Below are 18,094 nucleotides of genomic sequence, written 5' to 3'. Positions count from 1 at the left end.
ATCAACTCCTTCACTGCACATTAATATAAGTATTTCTGTTACATATATAATGACACAAAAGTCCGTATAAAGATATGTATTATTTGTGACTTTAGTCTTACAAAAGACAGCTGCCGGAATTTTATCCGGCAGCTGTCTATATACAAATTATTAAAAAGAAAATCCGCGAGTTACTGGACGTCTTCGGCAAGTCGTTCTACTTCCTTGGCAGCGTTGAAATCCTTTTCGGTAACGCCGCCCTGATCTACAGTGGTAAAAGAAATAGTTACCTGGGTATGATCAATGGTGATTTTGGGATGATGCTGCACATTTTCTGCGTGCGCTGCCACCTCTTTAACAAACTCAATACCATCCAGGTAATTAGAAAATTTATACTCCCGTACAATGGCCTTGTCCCCGTCGTTATTCCAGTTTGGCAGGCTGCTCAGCTCGTTTTGAATTTCTTCTGCAGACATGATCATTGTTCCACGTTCCTTTCCTTATCGGTGATTTTTTCTCTCCCGCCGCAAAGGAAGAGTAGTGCATCTGAAGGAGCCTCCGGATTTTATAATTTCATCGTAGGACACTTCATGAACTATAAAACCGTATTCCCGTAATTGTTCGTTAACATGCATATTTTCCGGCAGTGATATAACATGGCGATGCCCGAGAGAGAATACATTAGTCCCCAGCCGGCTCTGTTCCTCCTCCGGTACAGAAATAATATTAAAATACTGTTTGACTGCTTCCAGACTCTCCGTGGCAAAGGCTGCTTCATAGGCAATAGCAGTAGCCCCGTCCAAAATATTAAAAATACAGTCCAGATGCAGATGACGGTTATCGAAATGTACCGGTATAACCTGCTTATCAGGACAAGCCTTCTGAAGTTCGTCCAGCCCTTCTTTAGATGTCCGGGAGCTCTGGCCGACAAAAAGAAGCTTCTCTGAAAGCATAACGTCCCCGCCTTCGATGGTGCCGCTTTTTAAATGGGTGCACGGTCCGTAACGCTGTTCATACCAGTCTGCTAACGCCGCGGTTTCTGCCGAACGAATGGAAGTACCCATATTTGATAAAAACAATTGATCATCAATCACAAACCCAATGTCCCGGGTGAAGACCTGTTCGGGGAGAGAAGCGGAGGCAGGCAGAAAATGTACAGAAGCGCCGAATTTCTGAATAACAGCTGTAAGCTGTTTATGCTGAAACACTGCTTTTTCTATATCGATATTGCCGGAAGCGTGCTGCTTCTGCATTTCATTTATTACTTCTTTAATAGCCATATGCCTGGGCTCGCACATGATAACATCCGCTAAAACAGAATATTCATCTTCAACATATGCAGTTATAGTGTTGGTCAAAAGAACCCGCTCCTTTTCTCTTTAAACATATATTATACCAGACAAAACTACGGGAATTATGTATGCTTAACGGAAAGAAAAGAAAAGTTTTAAAAAAATTGTTGAGAAGAATTGACAAAAGGAATAAAATGAAGGGTAGTATAATTATGAAAAATCCTTACATATCAAGGGTTTTCGAGATAGATCGTCAGCGGGGCCGGAAATCAGCCGCTGGTTGTTTACAGAAAGAGAGGCACGAAGTATGTTTAAACGAATATTAATAGCCAACCGCGGTGAGATCGCAGTTCGCATTATAAGAGCCTGCCGGGAGCTTGGGATCGAAACTGTAGCCGTATATTCAGAAGCAGATAAGGACGCCCTCCATGTCCACATGGCAGACGAAGCTTACTGTGTGGGACCGTATGCTTCTTCAGAAAGCTACTTAAAAATGACTAATTTAATTTCCACTGCTTTAAAAACAGGAGCTGAAGCGATCCACCCGGGATACGGTTTTTTAGCAGAGAACGCTGAATTTGCCGAAATCTGTGCAGATCACGATATTACGTTTATCGGCCCTTCTCCGGAAGCTATCCGCCGGATGGGAACGAAGGACGTGGCAAGAGAAACAATGAGAGATGCAGGGGTGCCGGTTGTGCCGGGAAGCAATGGATTGCTCGATGAAAACACGGATGTCCATGCACTTGCAGAAGATATCGGTTATCCAGTGATGATCAAGGCTACTGCCGGCGGCGGCGGAAAAGGAATGCGGGCAGCTCATACCGCGGAAGACCTGGACAAATGCATCCAGATGGCCCGGCAGGAAGCTGAAAGCTCCTTTGGTGACGCCGGAGTTTATATGGAGAAGCTGGTGGTGGAGCCAAGACATATAGAAATTCAGGTTATGGCAGACAGTCATGGAAACGTTATCCATTTAGGAGAAAGAGACTGTTCGATCCAAAGACGCCACCAAAAGCTTGTAGAAGAGGCTCCGTCACCGGCTCTCGATGAAGAGACGAGAAAGGCGATGGGGGAAGCCGCCGTTCAGGCTGCAAAAGCAGTTGATTACTGCGGGGCAGGCACAGTGGAATTCCTTTTGGATGCCCATAAAAAGTTTTATTTTATGGAGATGAACACGAGAATTCAGGTTGAGCACCCTGTGACAGAGGAAGTGACTGGTGTTGATTTAATCAAAGAACAAATTTATGCAGCTGCCGGCCATGAACTGCAGGTAAAGCAGGAGGAAATTGAAATTGAGGGATGGGCGATGGAATGCAGAATCAATGCAGAAAGTCCGGCAAAAAATTTCAGGCCTTCTCCTGGGAAGCTTGAACTTTATCTGCCTCCAGGCGGACTGGGTGTACGGGTGGACAGTGCGATGTATACAGGGTTCAAAATTTCTCCCTACTACGATTCAATGGTGGCCAAGCTGATTGTCCGCGGAAAAAACAGGGAAGAAGTGATTGCCCGGATGAAGCGGGCGCTGCTTGAATTCGTCGTAGACGGAGTGGATACGACGATTCCGTTTCACCTGAAGCTTTTAAACCATGAAGATTTTATTTCCGGAAACTTTACTACAAACTTTTTGGACACCCATTCTATTATGGAAGAAGAAAGCAGTGTCTAGCATATAGGAAGGCGGAAGGATCGATGGCGACCAGATCGACAAAAAAGCGAATTACGGATGCAGCGCTGGAGCTGTTTGAAGAATTTGGCTTCCATGCGGTCACCGTCGATCGCATTGTGAAACAAAGCCATACATCCAAAGGCGGTTTTTATCACAATTACACGTCCAAAGAAGAGCTTTTGTACACTATCCATGAATCATTCATTACCTATGTGCTTACAAAGGCAGACGAAGTGCAGTCCAGATATGACACCCCGGCTGAGCGGTTATATGAGGTAATACGCTCGTTTGTCCGTATGTTTGAAGTGTACCGCCCACATGTAACAGTATTTTATCAGGAAGGAAAGCATTTGTCTTCAGATTATTTTAAGCGGCTCGAAGCTAAACGGGATGAATACAAGAACACGATGTTTCAATTGGTCGAAAACGGTATTGAAGAAGGAGAGTTCCGAAAAGAGCTCCCAGTGCCAATTACGTCGATGGCGATATTTGGAATGATGAACTGGACATACAAGTGGTACAAATCAAGCGGCCTGTACTCACTTCAGGATATCGCGAACATATTTGGCGATCTGGTGATGAATGCGGTCCTTACCGAAGAAGCCAGAAAACAGCAAAAGTACCAGCGTTTTTTCTTGAATTCAACGCATGTGTAAGTGTTTATTTTTGAGAGGAGAGAACCCTAATGTATTCCATTGAAGAAATTAAAGAGCTCATTCAGGCAGTGGACGAGTCTTCGGTTGGAGAGCTTGAGATCCGCAACGATATGAAAGAAAAGGTTACTATACGTAAAGAAGCAGCGATGCGTCCTGTGGCCCAGCAGAGCGTCCAGCCGGCCCCGCAGCCAGCAGCCCAGCCGGCCCCGCAGCAGTCTGAAACGAAAAAGGAAGAAACGACGGAAGACAATAGGGAAAAGGAAGCGGAGTCCAATTATTATGAAATTACATCACCGATGGTAGGCACGTTTTACCGCTCACCTTCACCGGAAGCAGGAGCTTATGTGGAAAAAGGGGCGGCGATTAAGCCGAACACCATCGTCTGCATCGTAGAGGCAATGAAGCTAATGAACGAGCTTGAAGCAGAAGTCACTGGAGAAATCGCAGAGATCTTAGTGGAAGACGGAGAGCTGGTAGAATACGGGCAGCCTCTTTTCCGGGTGAATCCTTCATAAATAATATGCTCCGGGACTGAGAAGCTCCCGGAGCATATTTGTATCTGTTCAGGAAAAAGAAGCACCGATAAACATCAGAAGAACGCTGCTGAAGCTGAGAACAAAAGGAACGTTTGCCATAAAGGAAAACCGTTGGTGCCAGAGAACGAACAGCTGGTCGAGCGTAAAAAACAGAACAGCAGCGAAAATGCCCATGAGTGCGATGTTCCAGTGCTGGGAAAAGACATAAACAAAAGCTCCGCCAATCATGTGTAGAACGAGGGAGACCTCGGGTAGGCGTCTGAAGAAAAGGTTGGTGATCCAGTCTGAACAGATCGAAAGAATAGTGCCGTAAACAATAATTGGTACGAGGGAAAAAAAGCCATAGATCGTATAGCTGTGCATTAAATCAGCCAGGGTACTGCCGCCGTTTGTCGTAAAGGGGAGGACAAGGGCCATAACAAACAAAAAGAGCGCCCAGACAGCCAGTGAGGTATGCAGTTTATTCATCAACGATCCCCCCCGAGGTATTTAAGTTTGTATTACCGCTTTCATATAGAACTAAACCCGTATATATGATTGAAGGGAAAAGCTTCTGTTTCTGATGGGGAGGGAGGATATGATACGATAGGAAAGGAATTTTTAACGAAGGTACAAAGAAAGGATTAGACAATGATTTGGACAGTAGCTCCCTGGGTTTTTTATGTCATCTGCGCCATTGCTACACTAGTAATAGGAGGAGCAGCAGCGTATGCGCTGCACCGGGCTGGCGCTAACCGGTCAAAGCGGATAGAGCGGCTGCTTTCCCCTTTACTGGCTGTTTTTATGGTGGGATTATTTTTTTATTTGAGCTTCAGCTTTGCCGACCGCCTGCAGCCGGGGGAACAATTAATAACCTCAGACAGCCTTGAGGAAGCGCAGGAAACAAAAGCAGTTATTCCCCTGGGCTCTTACGCGGTACTCGATAACGTGTATGCTTTTGGATATTATAAAAACGACCAGTGGGAGGGCAGTGATGTTCTTGTCCGTGTCCAGGTAACGGGCGAAGAGGCCTTTCTGGAAGCGTACGAGCCCTATATAGCTGGAAATGGCCTGTTTTTTAACCATTCCCGCGTAGATTTTGAAGAAGCATACGAGCAGGAATGGCGGGCGCCCGCCCAGGAGGCCGAAAGCCGTCTGCTGAACGGGGAGAGCCTGGAGCTTGACGGAGTAACGATTGAAGCTGAGCATACAGAATAGTGTTCAAGGAGGGAAATATTCATGCGGATCGCAGCAGTGGAACAAAACGGCCATTTTTTTCTTGCCGGGTATGATGAAGAATTTGATGTGTATGTTGATTTAGAAATTGGGGAAGACGGAAACTTGAGGAAATGGCTCGAGGAAACCGTTAACGGAAAAGCACTGCTTGTAGAGCGGTGGAAGGACTATACAGAAAACCGGCACCAATTCAAGACGCATGCTGCCGAAAGTGTAAACCTGCTCCCGCCGGTTAACCGGGAAGGGCAGAACATTATCTGCATTGGGAAAAATTACGCTGATCATGCTGCAGAAATGGGAGCGCAAAATGCTCCGGAGGCACCGCTGGTATTTACAAAGTCTTCTTCGTCATTAGTAGCGGACGGCGAAACGATAGAGCTGGACGAATCATTTACAGAAGCTTTGGATTATGAAGGGGAAATAGCTGTCGTTATTGGAAAAGCGGGACGGCAGATTTCAAAAGAAAATGCCATGGATTATGTATTCGGGTACACCTTGTTCAACGATATCACTGCCCGGGATGTACAAAAGCGGCACCAGCAGTTCTTCCTTGGAAAAAGTGGAGACACGTATGGTCCAATCGGCCCGTATGTTACTGTCGGTCCCTCCGCCCAGCCTTCAGACTGGAAGCTGGAAACTTATGTGAATGGAGAAAAAAGGCAGTCGGGCAGTATGTCGGATCTTATCTTTGGTATTGAAGAGCTGATTGAACAATTATCCAGAGGTATGACGCTCCGCCCGGGTGACGTTATTGCTACGGGCACGCCGTCTGGTGTTGGCTCAGGGTTCAATCCTCCTAAGTATTTAAAGGACGGGGATGCTGTAGACGTTCATGTGGCGGCGATTGGTACGCTTTCCAATAAAGTAAAAAAATTATAGCCTATGCAATGCCCGAACCATACTGCGTCTGAAGAAGTAAAAAGAGCGGGGCAGCATGCAGAAACTGTTTGACGTCGATGCCAAGCCGTTCTGTCACTTTGTCGAGCCGGTATTTCAGCGTATTCCTGTGCAGGTGGAGCCTTTTGGCGGTGGCGCTGCTGTTTAAGTTTTCCAGAAAGAAAGTATAAAGAGTATGCATTAATTCTTCATCCTGTTCGAGACCGCTTAGAGCATAATGGAGCAATTCTTTTTTAGAGAAACTGGTGTTTTCAACCATATGAATGCAGGGCAGTGCTTCAAATGGTGCAAAAGAGCGCCTGGAGGGCTGCTGCTCCTGGAGAAATGAAAACATTTCCTGTTCCTGCTGATAAATTAAACGGATATTTTCACTGCGGTAGACCTTTCTTCCGCAATAAACAGAAGCATCGACCATCGTGTCTCCCATCAGCAGAGTTGATAATTCCTGGGCCTCAAATACTTCCTCTTCGTCTGAGTCATCATCCGGGATAACAGCAAGAAGCTTTTCATCCCCTAGGACGGTAAGAATCACAGAGCGCTGGTAATATTCAAGAAGAGTATCGTAAATATCGTTTTTCCAACGGTAAAGGCTGGAGCCTTCAAGAAATAAAAAACGAAACGGACTGGGAATATGATCCGGAAGCGTATCGCTTTTTGCCTGAAGATAGGCCGCCCAGGGAGAATCCTCCCGGCTCCCGGGAGATACGGGCGTGAGCACAGTTCCGAGCAGCTGTTTTTCCCGGGTCGAGAGTGAATGAGTGGGAATAGCCAATTGTGTACCATCCGGAAGCCTGTAATAAAGGTGTTGTTCGGGCTGTGTTAGTTCCTTCCAGTGCTCCTCGGGCACTGCTTCTGGAAATAGCGAAATAATATCGTTATACAAGCTGACCGCCTCCTATTCTTACATTATTGTATCAGACACGCATTATTCTAAGGTATAAGACTTTTAACGAATTGGTGCACAGGTGATAGAATGAACCAGAAAGCTAAAATAGAAAGGATGAACGACATTGGCTTACGATTTAGAAGGAATCCGCCAGTTGGATGTAGACGAATTGAAAGAACAATATAATAACGGTAAAAAAACACCGATCATGATTGATATAAGAGAGCCGGGTGAATATGAAGAACGTCATATACCGGGCGTACCTCTTCTTCCGATGAATCAGGTCCCTGAAGTGATCGATCAGTTTAAAAAAGATGAATCATACGTGTTTATCTGTCGAAGTGGTTCGAGAAGCCAGCATACGGCCCAGTATTTTCAGGACAACGGAATTGAAAATGTTTATAATTTTGCCGGTGGGATGCTCGCCTGGGATGAAGAAACAAATTCCGGCATGGAAAACCCGTTGAAGGACGTAAACGATTTATATAACAAATAACTGTGAAGAAGCTGCAGAATAATTTCTGCAGTTTTTTTGTACAGCAGCTCCCGTAATTTTCGCTGAAAAGGCTGAGTATGTATTCTTTTCTATGCACATGAAGGGTTTAGTATTAACTGATTTGGGAAATAGCGAAAAGAGCAATGAATTCAGTTGATTGAGACAGGAGGCGTATGGTATGCAGAAAAATAGTATTTTATGGACCGTATTAACAGCACTGATTGTTGGCGCAGCCGTTTATTTCCTTAAAGACGGGGAAACAAGAGCGCAGGTGAAAGACGTATCAAAACGTACAGCAGCCAAAGTAGGCGGCAAAACGAAAGAAGAAGAAGATAAAGAATTGAATGAAACCGTAGGTAATCCGGATCCTCAGGATTTTGAAGACAACAAAATGGTTTCTGAAGGTGCTCAATACTCTGTCCTTCATTATGAAGAAGCGGAGGAAAAAGAGGAAGAACCACTCCGGACAGCAAAGGAAAAAGATGAAAAATAGACAATGGAAAGACAGCTGTCGAAGTGCTTATGCACGCAGCTGTCTTTATTTGTTTCTAAAGTGGATTGAAGGAAATGGAAGGCTTCGGTCTTTTCAATAATTGCTTTACTGGGGTACAATATTCAGAGTGTACTACTATAACGGCTGTAAAGGATGGACTGGCATGATTACTATCGAAAAGCAAACGATCGCAGATATTCCAAGCCTGCATATCTCTAAACAGGCAGATAAACACCATCCGCAGCCAACGGTTTTATTTTGGCATGGCCTGGGCAGCAGTAAAGAGCAGAATCTTTCCTTTGCCTACTATTTGGCAGAGAAGGGAATACGGATCGTCCTTCCGGATGCTCTTCATCACGGAGAACGCGAAGGTGATATGGACGCTGGCAGGAGAACCTATGCGTTTTGGGAGATTGTTATGCAGGCGGTGGAGGAAACCGAAGCTCTGCTGAATGAAATGACTACATATGAATGGATTGACAGCGGTCGGATGTATGTTTCCGGTACATCCATGGGAGGTATCATTTCGTGCGGGGCACTCAAGTCCTTCGAGTGGATCCGGGGAGGCATGATTATGATGGGTTCTCCGTCCTGGAAAGCAATGGCCGAAGAACAGATACGCTCATTGAAGAAAACGTCTGACTGGGAGCTCTCGGAACGCGGGGAGCAGGATCTTTTAGACAAACTGGCCACGTATGATCTTTCCCTTGATCCCGCCAAAGTGGAAGCAAAGCCTATCTTTTTTTGGCATGGAAAAGAAGATGACGTTGTACCTTACGAATTATCGTATCGCTTTTATGAACGTCTTCCGGATAGAACTTCCGCGGGGCAGGCCTATTATCTGCAGCAGGAAGCGGGTCATAAAGTAACGAGAGAAGGAATGATTGCAGCCTCAGAATGGGCCGCTTCCCATATTTAAAGTAAACGTGCAGTAGAAAGGAGGATAACTATGCTTACAAGCCATTCATCTATCGTATCGGAAGTCATACGTGTCCTGGTTATTGTATTCGGGGCTTTGATTATGGCAGTCGGCCTGAACCTGTTTTTGGAGCCAGCAAATGTATTTGCGAGTGGAGCTACAGGGATTGCGCAGATTATTGCAGGCTTTCTTCCGCTTTCCACCGGCGTACTTTTGTTCCTGATCAATATACCGATTGCTATGCTCGGCTGGTTTAAAGTAGGACGGCTGTTTACGTTCTACAGCTTTTTGCACGTAGCACTCACAACGTTTTTTCTTGATCTTATACCTATTACGGAACTTTCGGGAGACATTTTATTAAACAGTGTCTTTGGCGGGGCAATTACAGCTGCAGGAGCTGCTGTAGCCTTGAAATGGGGGGCTTCTGCGGGCGGCCTGGATATTGTGGCTCTGGTTTTGGCACGTATGGGAGACCGTCCGGTCGGTACGTATTTCATGCTGCTGAACGGGATCATCGTTATAGCAGCCGGCTTTCTGTACAACTGGGAAAGTTCTTTATACACCCTGGTAACGCTGTATGTAGGATCAAGGGTCATAGACACTATTCACACGCGTCACGTAAAGCTTACGGCTTTAATTGTAACGAAAAACCCTGACGAGATGCGGGATGCCATTCATCAAAATCTGACCAGGGGAATTACACGTATCCCTGCACGGGGAGGATTTGATGCAAGCGAAAAAGAAATATTAATGACAGTAATTACACGGTACGAAATGTACACGCTTCAGCAGGTGGTGCAGGAAGCAGATCCGGAGGCATTCACAAACATTATTAATACGACGACGGTGTTCGGGCTGTTCCGTAAAGACGACTAATCAAAATAAAAGCCGGGAAGTGAGTGAGATGGCCGTGAAAAGGTGGTTAGCTGCAGTACTGGTATGCTTCTGTATGCTCGCTGCCGCTGCGTGCGGCAGCGAACAGACTGCTGAAGAGCCTTCTGCCGGAAGTCAGGAAGCTTCAATGACAAAAAATGATTGGGAGCTTGCCGGCACTCTGGACACTGAAAACAACGCCTGGCATTTGGAATTTAAAAATACGGGCAGCGGAGAAATGAAGCTGGGTTTCCCGGACGGCCAGGAAATAGAAGTTATTATTACAGAAGAGGGTGTATCCGAACCAGTTTATATTTATTCGGAGGGAAAGGTGTTTACGCAGGCGGAGAAATCTGTGGAGATCAATGCCGGAAACATACGAAGGTGGGACGGAGAGCTTGATGCAGATCTTCTCGACCCTGAAAATTCGTACCAGGCAGAATTCCGGATCCTTGCTGAAAATCTGGATACCCCTGCTGTGGAAACATCCGGCACCCCGTAAGAGCAGGAGCTTTGCCAGCTCCTGCTTTTTAGTATCAATAAATAAAAAAAGCAGCAAGGGAAAGCAGACCGATAGTACCGCAAATGATAGCAGTGAACCTGCCGCCTATAAAAGCGATCAAAAAGGCAATACAGAGACCAAGCATGCCGAACCAGGCATCAGGAGGGGAACGCAGGGCTCCCGGAAGCAGAAGAGCCCCGAGCGCTGCATACGGGATGAGCTGGAGTGCCTGCTGCACGGAAACGGGCAGCCGGTTAATATTTAACGAAAAGAAAGGAACCACTCTCGTTACGTATGTAATAACGCCCATTCCAATGATTAAAAGAAGCATGTTCATGGCTGCTCCCCCTTTTTCTGCTTAAAGGAAATGACATATACGACAATAATGACTGATGCTGTCATTGCAGCTGGAATAGCCCATCCTGAAGAAAGCCATATCCCAAGAAACGTGTTGATAGCTGCGCTTAAGCCAGCGGTGTAAAGAGCCATCCGGTATTTTAAAATTGCGGGAAACAACAGTGCGGCAAACAGGGCATATAAGGCAAAATCCATGCTGATCTGCAGATAACCAGGAAAGAAGGCGCCAAAATAATAACCGGCACATGAAAAAGCAACCCAGCTGATATATGCTGCCAAAAAGACTCCAATCCCGAAAAATACGCTCGTTTTATTCCTTCTGGCAGAGATCAGCGCAAAGACTTCGTCTGTTAATCCAAATGCTAAAACCGCCTGTTTCCATTTAGAATCTGAAAAAAGACGTTGTTTGGCAGAAGCGCTCATTAATAAGTGCCGGATATTTATGAGAAACGTGGAAATCCAAATGCTGTATAAACCGGCCCCGGCAGTAATCAGCCCAATAGCCATATACTGGGCAGCGCCGGAGAAAATAATAATACTCATAAGTGCTGTTTCAAATATGGACAGCCCGCTGTTGGCACCAAGCAGACCAAATCCCAAAGCAGCAGGTACATAACCGGCGGCGATAGGAAGACCCTGAGTAAGGCCGCTGGTCCAGGAATGTTCTAATGCAGCTGTATTACTCATAAGGAACTCCTTTCTCTTTAATTATATTATACATTTGTATGTTATATTATACAATAGAGGTGAAAAAATGAAAGAATCAATAGGGAAAGAAATCGGCAAAACATTAAGGAAGCTTCGTCATGAGCGTGGGTGGAGTCTGGATAAACTGTCTGAAGCAACAGGAGTAAGCAAACCGATGCTTGGACAGATTGAACGCGGGGCATCGAACCCTACGATTACGACGATGTGGAAGATTGCAGAAGGAATGGGTGTAGGGTTTTCCGCTTTTCTGCAGCAGCAGCGGCCAGACATCGAATTTGTTTCCGCTGATAAAGCTGCATGGCTCGAAGGGGAGAACGGCTACGCCGTCCGGAATATTTTTTCCAAACACGAGCAGGCTCCAGTCGAATGGTATGAGTTTGTGCTGGCTCCTGAGGGAAGCCATTATTCCTCTGCCCACCCATTTGGAGTAGAGGAATACATTTTTGTACACGAAGGGCAGATGGAAGTACAGACGAATGAGGAAAGTAAACAATTAGTGAAGCCGGGTGATGCGCTGCGTTTCCGGGCGGATCATCCCCATGCCTATATTAATACCGGTCCGGAAAAAGTCAAAGGTGTTCTTATGCTTTTTTATACAGCTTACCGGCAATAAAAAAGCCTTCCCCCTTAAAGGGAAGACGGAACTTAAAAACGGAAGCCGTAACGTTTGGAAATAACGTCGTAAAAGCCGAGAGAATTATACAATGCTTTTGTGGCTGCGTTGTTCACCCCGGTTTCCAGTTCAATGCCTTTGATGTCATTATGCTCTGCCCAGTAAATAATTTTTAACAGAAGTTTCTTGGCAATACCCCGGTTGCGGTACTGCTGATCCACGTAGAGATCATTCAGCCAGACATAATAGCCTCCCTTTTCAAGACTGATGCCAATATTTAAAAAAGCAGCTCCGACAATCTGTTCCTCTGTTTCGGCTACAAAAATATGGGCGGTGGAGTCGGAGTCAAGGGAAAGATCGATAGCCCGCTGCAGAAACCGGTAAGCATCCTTCATGCCGATGGAATCCATCTGCCCCATGAGCAGATCGGCTATTTGATTTCTCACATATTGTTCGGTATCTGTAGGTACTTTATACACCTGCATCGTTTGAACACATCCTTATTCAAAATCACGCGTTTAATTTTTAAAAAGCACCGTGTCATCCGCGGAAAGCTTTAACCGCTCTTCTAAATAATGGGCGATGCCGTCTTCTTCATTTGTACCAATGACTTCATTGGCCACTGATTTTGTGTCTGTACTCGCATTTCCCATGGCAAGCCCGGTCCCGGCGGCTTCAAGCATTTCCAGATCATTATCCTCATCCCCGAAAGCAATCACATCCTCCATCGAGAGCCCCGCATAGGCAGCGACTTTTTCGAGTCCGTTTGCTTTGTGATTTCCCTTTTTTATAATTTCAATCATATGATGAGGCTCTCCCCAGGAGCGCTGATGCATGCCCTTGGCTTCACTGGAAGCGAGCAGATCCTGCAGGCGTTCAACTGTCCCCTCCTGCGGATACACGAGCAGGGAAGTAGGAGAGTTAGGAAGCACTCTTTCAAGTCTTCCGGCTCCGGTTACCGGTCCCTGAAAAGCCAGAAGATCGATAAAGGATTCGTCATGCTCATCCATATACACGTCATCGAGAACTTCAGCAAGCATGTTTTGGACGTTTAACGTCCGGCAGGTCTCAATCACTGTCCTGGCAAGATCCAGGTCAAGCGGTTCATGGAAGGAGCGGAAAGAGCGATCGGCCGGATGATGAACATAGGCTCCGTTGAAGTTAACGATAGGTGTAGAAAGGCCGAGCTGCTGGTAGTACATTTTACTGGCGCGGTAAGGTCTGCCGGTAGCGATAGCTATTGCATGCCCGGCTTGTTTAGCCTGCTGGATTACCTTCCAGGTCTTTGTGGAAATTGTTTTATCATCTTTTAGAAGCGTCCCGTCTAGATCAAGAGCTATCAAATGTTTTTTCATAAAAACCTCTTCTTTCCTGGTGGAAATATAAATGCATCCATACAACTGTATAGAAACAGCGTTTTTCACGATCCGCTCTTTATTTTACTGGAACAAAAGCAAAAAGAAAAGAAAAGGAATACCTGTCACGGGATAAAAAAAAGGAAAGCATTCGACTCATTTATACATCAATTGTACATTTTCATACATAAACTATATCCCCCGGAAAAAGGCTGAACAATTAGAAAAAGCTTAAAAAACTCAGCTTATGACGGAAATGAAAAAATATGAAGAAAAAATAAAAATACAGTTGCATTAATATATATTCAGACTTATAATAATCACCAGAACATATTGTATAAAGATAAATAGAGGTGCAACTTTATGAATACAGCTATTATTGGAGCAACTGGCTACGGAGGAGTGGAATTAATACGCATGCTGGCCCAGCACCGCGGCGTTGAACAAATAGACGTTTATTCCTCCTCAAAGCAGAATACGAAGCTTTCAGATATATATCCGCATATGAAAGATTTATATAATGAAATTCTGCAGCCGCTTGAAACGGCTGACTGGGGCGCATATGATGTTGTATTTCTTTCCACGCCGCCCGGCATATCAGCAGAATGGAGCGAAGCTATTGCGGCACACACGAAAGTGATTGATTTGTCCGGGGATTTACGGCTGAAGAATGCAGGAACTTACGAACAGTGGTACCAGCGTCAAAGCGCACCGGAATCCCTGCTTCAGGAAGCCGTCTACGGTTTGACGGAATGGAACAGAGATGAAGTGGCAGGCACTTCTCTTTTGTCAAATCCGGGCTGCTATCCGACAGCAGTGCTTCTTGGCCTTCTGCCGTTGGTGGATAAGGATGTGATTGATCCTTCGAATATCATCATTGATGCAAAAACAGGCACTACAGGAGCAGGGCGGACGCCGTCAGCGGTCACTCATTTCAGTGAAATGGACGGGAATTTTAAAATTTATAAAGTGAATGAGCATAAGCATACACCGGAGATCGAACAGGCACTGGACATGCAGACGGATGGAAATCACCCCGTTACGTTCAGCCCTCACCTGGTGCCGATGACAAGGGGAATTTTAGCTACTATGTATATGCCGCTTACCGACGGGACGAAAAGCGGGCATATTGAAGAACTGCTTCATCAGGCATATGACAAAGAGCCCTTTGTCAGAATACGGGGAGAAAAAGCATTTCCGGAAACAAAAGAAGTATATGGAAGTAATTTTTGCGATATCGGCTGGACAGTGGACAAGCGCACCAACCGGCTGACGGTCGTTTCAGTAATTGATAACTTAGTTAAAGGCGCCTCGGGGCAGGCGATACAAAATATGAATGTGATGCTGGGAGCAGATGAGAAAGAAGGAATTTCTCAGCTTCCGGTTTATCCATAAGAAAGGAAGAAAAATCATGGTAGAGGCATCGACAGCAGAGCAGGTAATAGAAGTATCGGGAGGAAGCATTTTAAGTCCTGCCGGTTTCTCCGCAGCGGGTATTCATACAAAGGTCAAAAGAAAAAGAAAAGATCTCGGAGCTATTATTTGTGACGTGCCAGCGTCGAGTGCCGCTGTATATACGTTGAATAAAATCCAGGCAGCACCGCTGCAGGTGACGAAGGAAAGCATTGCCAAAGAGGGGAAGCTCCGGGCAATCGTCGTCAACAGCGGGAACGCCAATTCATGTACAGGCAGACAGGGACTCGAGGATGCCTATACCATGAGAAAAAACAGTGCCGAAAAATTCGGCCTGCCTGAGCATCAGGTAGCGGTAACTTCTACCGGTGTGATCGGCGAGGCGATGCCAATGGATAAAATAAATGAAGGCATTGCACACCTCGAGCCGGAAACCGGATTTGAACGGGCGCAGGATTTTAATGAAGCCATAATGACCACGGATGTTGCCGGAAAGCATGCATGCTTTCAGACGTGGGTGGACAATAAAGCAGTGTTTATCGGAGGCGTAGCGAAAGGCTCCGGAATGATACATCCCAACATGGCCACAATGCTCGGATTTGTAACGACGGACGCTGCCATTGAACCTGTTCATCTGCAGACGGCGCTTTCAGAAATAACGAACAAAACGTTTAACCGGATTACGATTGACGGCGATACCTCAACGAATGACATGGTAGTCGTCATGGCGAGTGGCAAGGCGGAAAACAGCCCGCTGCACCCCGGTCACCCTGACTGGAACGCGTTCGTTACCGGATTGAAGGAGACGTGTGAATCCCTTTCGAAAAAGATTGCGAGAGACGGGGAAGGCGCCACCAAGCTGATTGAAGTGAAGGTTGAAGGTGCTGCTACAGATGAAGAAGCCGGTCAGGCAGCCAAACAGATCGTCGGATCAGACCTGGTGAAAACCGCTGTATACGGCACAGACGCCAACTGGGGACGGGTGATTGTCGCTCTCGGTTACAGCGAAGTAGAGCTTGATCCGGATACGGTGGATATATCGGTAGGGCCGGTAGAAACCTTGAAAGCAAGCACCCCGGTTCATTTTTCCGAAGAGGATGCAAAAGCGTATCTGGAAAATGACACGGTGGAGATAACGGTGAATCTCCACGTGGGGAATGGAAGCGGCAAAGCATGGGGATGCGACTTGACGTATGATTATGTAAGAATTAACGCCGGATACCGGACGTAGGGAAAGAAGGAGGAGAAGAGCATGAACAGCATCACTGTAGTCAAATGCGGCGGTTCCACGGTAAATAAACTAACAGCTGAATTTTTCAAGAGTATAGCTGCGATGAAAGAGAAAGGCATGAATCCGGTGCTTGTGCACGGGGGAGGACCTGAAATCAACCGTATGCTTGAACAGATGCAGATTGAGTGTGAGTTTGTAAACGGGCTGCGAAAAACAACGCCCGAGGTGCTTGAAGTAGCAGAGATGATTCTCTCCGGAAAAGTGAATAAATGCCTCGTTTCCTCCCTTCAATCCGCCGGCGCCCCGGCGTTTGGCATGTCCGGTATTGACGGAGGACTTCTGGAAGCAGAGCAGGTGGCTGATCAGAATCTCGGGCTCGTCGGCAACGTTGTGAACGTTAATACCTCCTGCATACACTCTATGCTGGAAAGCGGATTTGTTCCGGTGATCGCTCCTATTGCAGCGGATAAAAACGGAAAAAAATTAAATGTGAATGCTGACGCGGCTGCCTCGGCTGTCGCGCAGGCAGTAGGCGCAAAGGAGCTTCTGTTTATTACAGATGTTGAAGGTGTGCTTATCGACGGAAGCAAAGCTGACTATATTCATGTAGAAAAGCTCGAGCAGCACATTCACGATGGAGAAATTTACGGCGGAATGATACCGAAAGTCCAGGCGGCTGCGGCAAGCCTGACCGGGGATTTAGAAAAGGTCGTTATTGCCGGTGCGGACGGACATACAGACGAAGCAGACGGAAAGCTGAAGGGAACGGCAATCATCAGAGAACAGGTCCAGGCTCCGTCCCTGACTTGAAAGGAGGAGAACCATGCAGCAGACAGAACAGAAATCACATTTATTCGAAACGTATAAAAGATGGGAACTCACTTTTTCGCATGCAGAGGGCTGTACCGTAACGGATAAAGAGGGTAAAGAATACACGGACTTAATGGCTGGCATCAGCGTTGTCAATCTTGGCCACGGTGATCCCGATGTGATAAAAAACGTAGAAAAACAGCTGCACGCTGGATGGCACGGCTCCAATTTTTTTCAGTATGAACAGCAGGAGCGTGCTGCAGAGCTTTTGACGAAGCTTACAGGCTTAGACCTTGTATTTTTTGCAAACAGCGGTACGGAGGCAAATGAAGCAGCTATAAAGTGCGCGAGAAAATATACCGGGCGTACGAAAATCCAAAGCTTTGTCCAGTCTTTTCACGGACGGACATACGGAAGCATGGCAGCAACGGGCCAGGATGCCATTCATCAGGGCTTCGGCCGCATGCTCGAAGACTTTGAATATTTACCGTATAACGATGTGAATGCACTGGAGAAGGCTGTGGATGAAAACACCGCGGCAGTTATGCTTGAGCCGGTGCAGGGCGAGGGCGGTGTCATTCCGGGAGATCCAGCATTTATTCAAAAAGCCGCGGAGCTTGCCAGGCAGCACGGAGCGCTGCTGATAGTAGACGAAGTACAGACTGGTCTGGGGCGCACCGGTACGATGTTTGCCTATGAGCAGGCAGGCGTGGATCCTGATATCGTAACGACGGCAAAGGCTCTTGGTAACGGGTTTCCGGTAGGTGCGATGATCGGAAAAGGATATTTACAGGAAGCCTTCGGCCCCGGAGCACACGGCTCCACATTTGGCGGAAATCCGCTTGCTATGGCTGCTGTAGAAGGAACGCTTCAGAAGCTTGTGAGCATCAATGCCCCGAAGATGGCAGCAGAAAAGGGGCGCTTTTTCACGAACCTTCTTGAAGAAAAGATTGCCTCCCTGCCCGGGGTGAAAGAAATACGCGGCCCGGGGCTTATGATCGGCATAGAGCTTACCGACAGCGCGGCACCCTGCGTACTCGCAATGCAGAAAAAAGGATTTCTCCTGATTGCTGCAGGACCTAACACGCTGAGACTTCTGCCGCCACTGACAATTTCGTATAATGACTTGGAAAAAGCCGCAGCAGCACTGAAAGAAGTGCTTGAAAAATAAAAAACGTACCAGGAGGGTTTGTA

23 protein-coding genes are annotated in these 18,094 nt (G+C 46.6%); 15 read left to right on the top strand and 8 right to left on the bottom strand.

The window, feature by feature from the left end; genetic code table 11:
• Nucleotides 1-170 precede the first annotated feature (170 nt).
• Together ACTTK7_RS02350 and ACTTK7_RS02345 are read right to left on the bottom strand one after the other, a co-directional pair.
• Nucleotides 171-461, bottom strand: a complete 291-nt coding sequence (locus ACTTK7_RS02350; protein WP_462865474.1) for a 4a-hydroxytetrahydrobiopterin dehydratase — start codon at nucleotides 459-461, stop codon at nucleotides 171-173.
• Between the two features lie 18 nt (nucleotides 462-479).
• Entirely contained in the window at nucleotides 480-1,337 is an 858-nt protein-coding gene (locus ACTTK7_RS02345) for a dimethylarginine dimethylaminohydrolase family protein (protein WP_462865472.1), read from the bottom strand.
• A 241-nt stretch (nucleotides 1,338-1,578) separates the two neighbouring features.
• Here ACTTK7_RS02345 and accC point away from each other — a divergent pair, with 241 nt between their 5' ends.
• The 3 genes from accC to accB are packed head-to-tail and all read left to right on the top strand — an operon-like array spanning nucleotide 1,579 to nucleotide 4,111.
• Nucleotides 1,579-2,940 carry an acetyl-CoA carboxylase biotin carboxylase subunit gene (gene accC / locus ACTTK7_RS02340; protein ID WP_462865470.1) on the top strand — a complete coding sequence of 454 codons (1,362 nt, stop codon included), beginning with the start codon at nucleotides 1,579-1,581 and terminating at the stop codon, nucleotides 2,938-2,940.
• 23 nt (nucleotides 2,941-2,963) lie between these two features.
• Nucleotides 2,964-3,596, top strand: a complete 633-nt coding sequence (locus ACTTK7_RS02335; protein WP_462865468.1) for a TetR/AcrR family transcriptional regulator — start codon at nucleotides 2,964-2,966, stop codon at nucleotides 3,594-3,596.
• 29 nt (nucleotides 3,597-3,625) lie between these two features.
• Complete coding sequence (gene accB, locus ACTTK7_RS02330) at nucleotides 3,626-4,111, top strand: acetyl-CoA carboxylase biotin carboxyl carrier protein (RefSeq protein ID WP_462865467.1); 486 nt, start codon at nucleotides 3,626-3,628, stop codon at nucleotides 4,109-4,111.
• A 48-nt stretch (nucleotides 4,112-4,159) separates the two neighbouring features.
• Here the strand turns inward: accB and ACTTK7_RS02325 are convergent, their stop codons facing one another.
• Nucleotides 4,160-4,600 carry a hypothetical protein gene (locus tag ACTTK7_RS02325; RefSeq protein WP_462865466.1) on the bottom strand — a complete coding sequence of 147 codons (441 nt, stop codon included), beginning with the start codon at nucleotides 4,598-4,600 and terminating at the stop codon, nucleotides 4,160-4,162.
• A gap of 162 nt (nucleotides 4,601-4,762) precedes the next feature.
• Between ACTTK7_RS02325 and ACTTK7_RS02320 the strand changes: the two genes are divergently transcribed.
• Together ACTTK7_RS02320 and ACTTK7_RS02315 are read left to right on the top strand one after the other, a co-directional pair.
• A complete protein-coding gene (locus ACTTK7_RS02320) occupies nucleotides 4,763-5,329 on the top strand; it encodes a hypothetical protein (RefSeq protein ID WP_462865464.1) in 567 nt (188 codons plus the stop codon).
• A gap of 21 nt (nucleotides 5,330-5,350) precedes the next feature.
• Nucleotides 5,351-6,226 carry a fumarylacetoacetate hydrolase family protein gene (locus ACTTK7_RS02315; RefSeq protein WP_462865462.1) on the top strand — a complete coding sequence of 292 codons (876 nt, stop codon included), beginning with the start codon at nucleotides 5,351-5,353 and terminating at the stop codon, nucleotides 6,224-6,226.
• A 1-nt stretch (nucleotide 6,227) separates the two neighbouring features.
• Here the strand turns inward: ACTTK7_RS02315 and ACTTK7_RS02310 are convergent, their stop codons facing one another.
• Complete coding sequence (locus ACTTK7_RS02310; protein ID WP_462865461.1) at nucleotides 6,228-7,127, bottom strand: PucR family transcriptional regulator; 900 nt, start codon at nucleotides 7,125-7,127, stop codon at nucleotides 6,228-6,230.
• Between the two features lie 127 nt (nucleotides 7,128-7,254).
• On the opposite strand from ACTTK7_RS02310, the gene ACTTK7_RS02305 reads away from it, so the two are divergent.
• From ACTTK7_RS02305 to ACTTK7_RS02285, 5 genes are all read left to right on the top strand, one after another.
• Nucleotides 7,255-7,626, top strand: coding sequence for a rhodanese-like domain-containing protein (locus tag ACTTK7_RS02305; RefSeq protein WP_462865460.1), 372 nt, complete (start codon nucleotides 7,255-7,257; stop codon nucleotides 7,624-7,626).
• Nucleotides 7,627-7,804: 178 nt separating this feature from the next.
• A complete protein-coding gene (locus ACTTK7_RS02300; RefSeq protein ID WP_462865458.1) occupies nucleotides 7,805-8,119 on the top strand; it encodes a hypothetical protein in 315 nt (104 codons plus the stop codon).
• 163 nt (nucleotides 8,120-8,282) lie between these two features.
• On the top strand, nucleotides 8,283-9,038 hold the full coding sequence (locus ACTTK7_RS02295) for a serine aminopeptidase domain-containing protein (RefSeq protein WP_462865457.1): 756 nt from the start codon (nucleotides 8,283-8,285) through the stop codon (nucleotides 9,036-9,038).
• A gap of 30 nt (nucleotides 9,039-9,068) precedes the next feature.
• Nucleotides 9,069-9,914 carry a YitT family protein gene (locus ACTTK7_RS02290; RefSeq protein ID WP_022793222.1) on the top strand — a complete coding sequence of 282 codons (846 nt, stop codon included), beginning with the start codon at nucleotides 9,069-9,071 and terminating at the stop codon, nucleotides 9,912-9,914.
• A 28-nt stretch (nucleotides 9,915-9,942) separates the two neighbouring features.
• Nucleotides 9,943-10,413 carry a BsuPI-related putative proteinase inhibitor gene (locus ACTTK7_RS02285; RefSeq protein WP_462865455.1) on the top strand — a complete coding sequence of 157 codons (471 nt, stop codon included), beginning with the start codon at nucleotides 9,943-9,945 and terminating at the stop codon, nucleotides 10,411-10,413.
• Between the two features lie 34 nt (nucleotides 10,414-10,447).
• Here ACTTK7_RS02285 and ACTTK7_RS02280 read toward each other — a convergent pair whose 3' ends face one another.
• On the bottom strand, nucleotides 10,448-10,750 hold the full coding sequence (locus ACTTK7_RS02280; RefSeq protein WP_462865454.1) for an AzlD domain-containing protein: 303 nt from the start codon (nucleotides 10,748-10,750) through the stop codon (nucleotides 10,448-10,450).
• Nucleotides 10,747-11,457, bottom strand: a complete 711-nt coding sequence (locus tag ACTTK7_RS02275; protein WP_462865452.1) for an AzlC family ABC transporter permease — start codon at nucleotides 11,455-11,457, stop codon at nucleotides 10,747-10,749. The genes ACTTK7_RS02280 and ACTTK7_RS02275 overlap by 4 nt, the downstream gene beginning before the upstream one ends.
• A 67-nt stretch (nucleotides 11,458-11,524) precedes the next feature.
• On the opposite strand from ACTTK7_RS02275, the gene ACTTK7_RS02270 reads away from it, so the two are divergent.
• On the top strand, nucleotides 11,525-12,091 hold the full coding sequence (locus tag ACTTK7_RS02270) for a helix-turn-helix domain-containing protein (RefSeq protein ID WP_462865450.1): 567 nt from the start codon (nucleotides 11,525-11,527) through the stop codon (nucleotides 12,089-12,091).
• A 32-nt stretch (nucleotides 12,092-12,123) separates the two neighbouring features.
• Here the strand turns inward: ACTTK7_RS02270 and ACTTK7_RS02265 are convergent, their stop codons facing one another.
• On the bottom strand, nucleotides 12,124-12,576 hold the full coding sequence (locus tag ACTTK7_RS02265) for a GNAT family N-acetyltransferase (RefSeq protein ID WP_022793227.1): 453 nt from the start codon (nucleotides 12,574-12,576) through the stop codon (nucleotides 12,124-12,126).
• 33 nt (nucleotides 12,577-12,609) lie between these two features.
• Nucleotides 12,610-13,446, bottom strand: coding sequence for a Cof-type HAD-IIB family hydrolase (locus ACTTK7_RS02260; RefSeq protein ID WP_462865448.1), 837 nt, complete (start codon nucleotides 13,444-13,446; stop codon nucleotides 12,610-12,612).
• A gap of 363 nt (nucleotides 13,447-13,809) precedes the next feature.
• Here ACTTK7_RS02260 and argC point away from each other — a divergent pair, with 363 nt between their 5' ends.
• The 4 genes from argC to ACTTK7_RS02240 are packed head-to-tail and all read left to right on the top strand — an operon-like array spanning nucleotide 13,810 to nucleotide 18,071.
• Nucleotides 13,810-14,841, top strand: coding sequence for an N-acetyl-gamma-glutamyl-phosphate reductase (gene argC / locus ACTTK7_RS02255; protein ID WP_462865446.1), 1,032 nt, complete (start codon nucleotides 13,810-13,812; stop codon nucleotides 14,839-14,841).
• Between the two features lie 16 nt (nucleotides 14,842-14,857).
• Nucleotides 14,858-16,090 carry a bifunctional glutamate N-acetyltransferase/amino-acid acetyltransferase ArgJ gene (argJ, locus tag ACTTK7_RS02250; RefSeq protein WP_462865444.1) on the top strand — a complete coding sequence of 411 codons (1,233 nt, stop codon included), beginning with the start codon at nucleotides 14,858-14,860 and terminating at the stop codon, nucleotides 16,088-16,090.
• A 21-nt stretch (nucleotides 16,091-16,111) separates the two neighbouring features.
• A complete protein-coding gene (gene argB / locus ACTTK7_RS02245; RefSeq protein WP_462865442.1) occupies nucleotides 16,112-16,900 on the top strand; it encodes an acetylglutamate kinase in 789 nt (262 codons plus the stop codon).
• A 13-nt stretch (nucleotides 16,901-16,913) separates the two neighbouring features.
• Complete coding sequence (locus ACTTK7_RS02240; RefSeq protein WP_462865440.1) at nucleotides 16,914-18,071, top strand: acetylornithine transaminase; 1,158 nt, start codon at nucleotides 16,914-16,916, stop codon at nucleotides 18,069-18,071.
• Nucleotides 18,072-18,094 lie beyond the last annotated feature (23 nt).

The organism is Marinococcus tarijensis (assembly GCF_054971385.1).
Note: the sequence above shows the minus strand (reverse complement) of the source record. Positions and strands in the feature narration are given on the sequence as shown.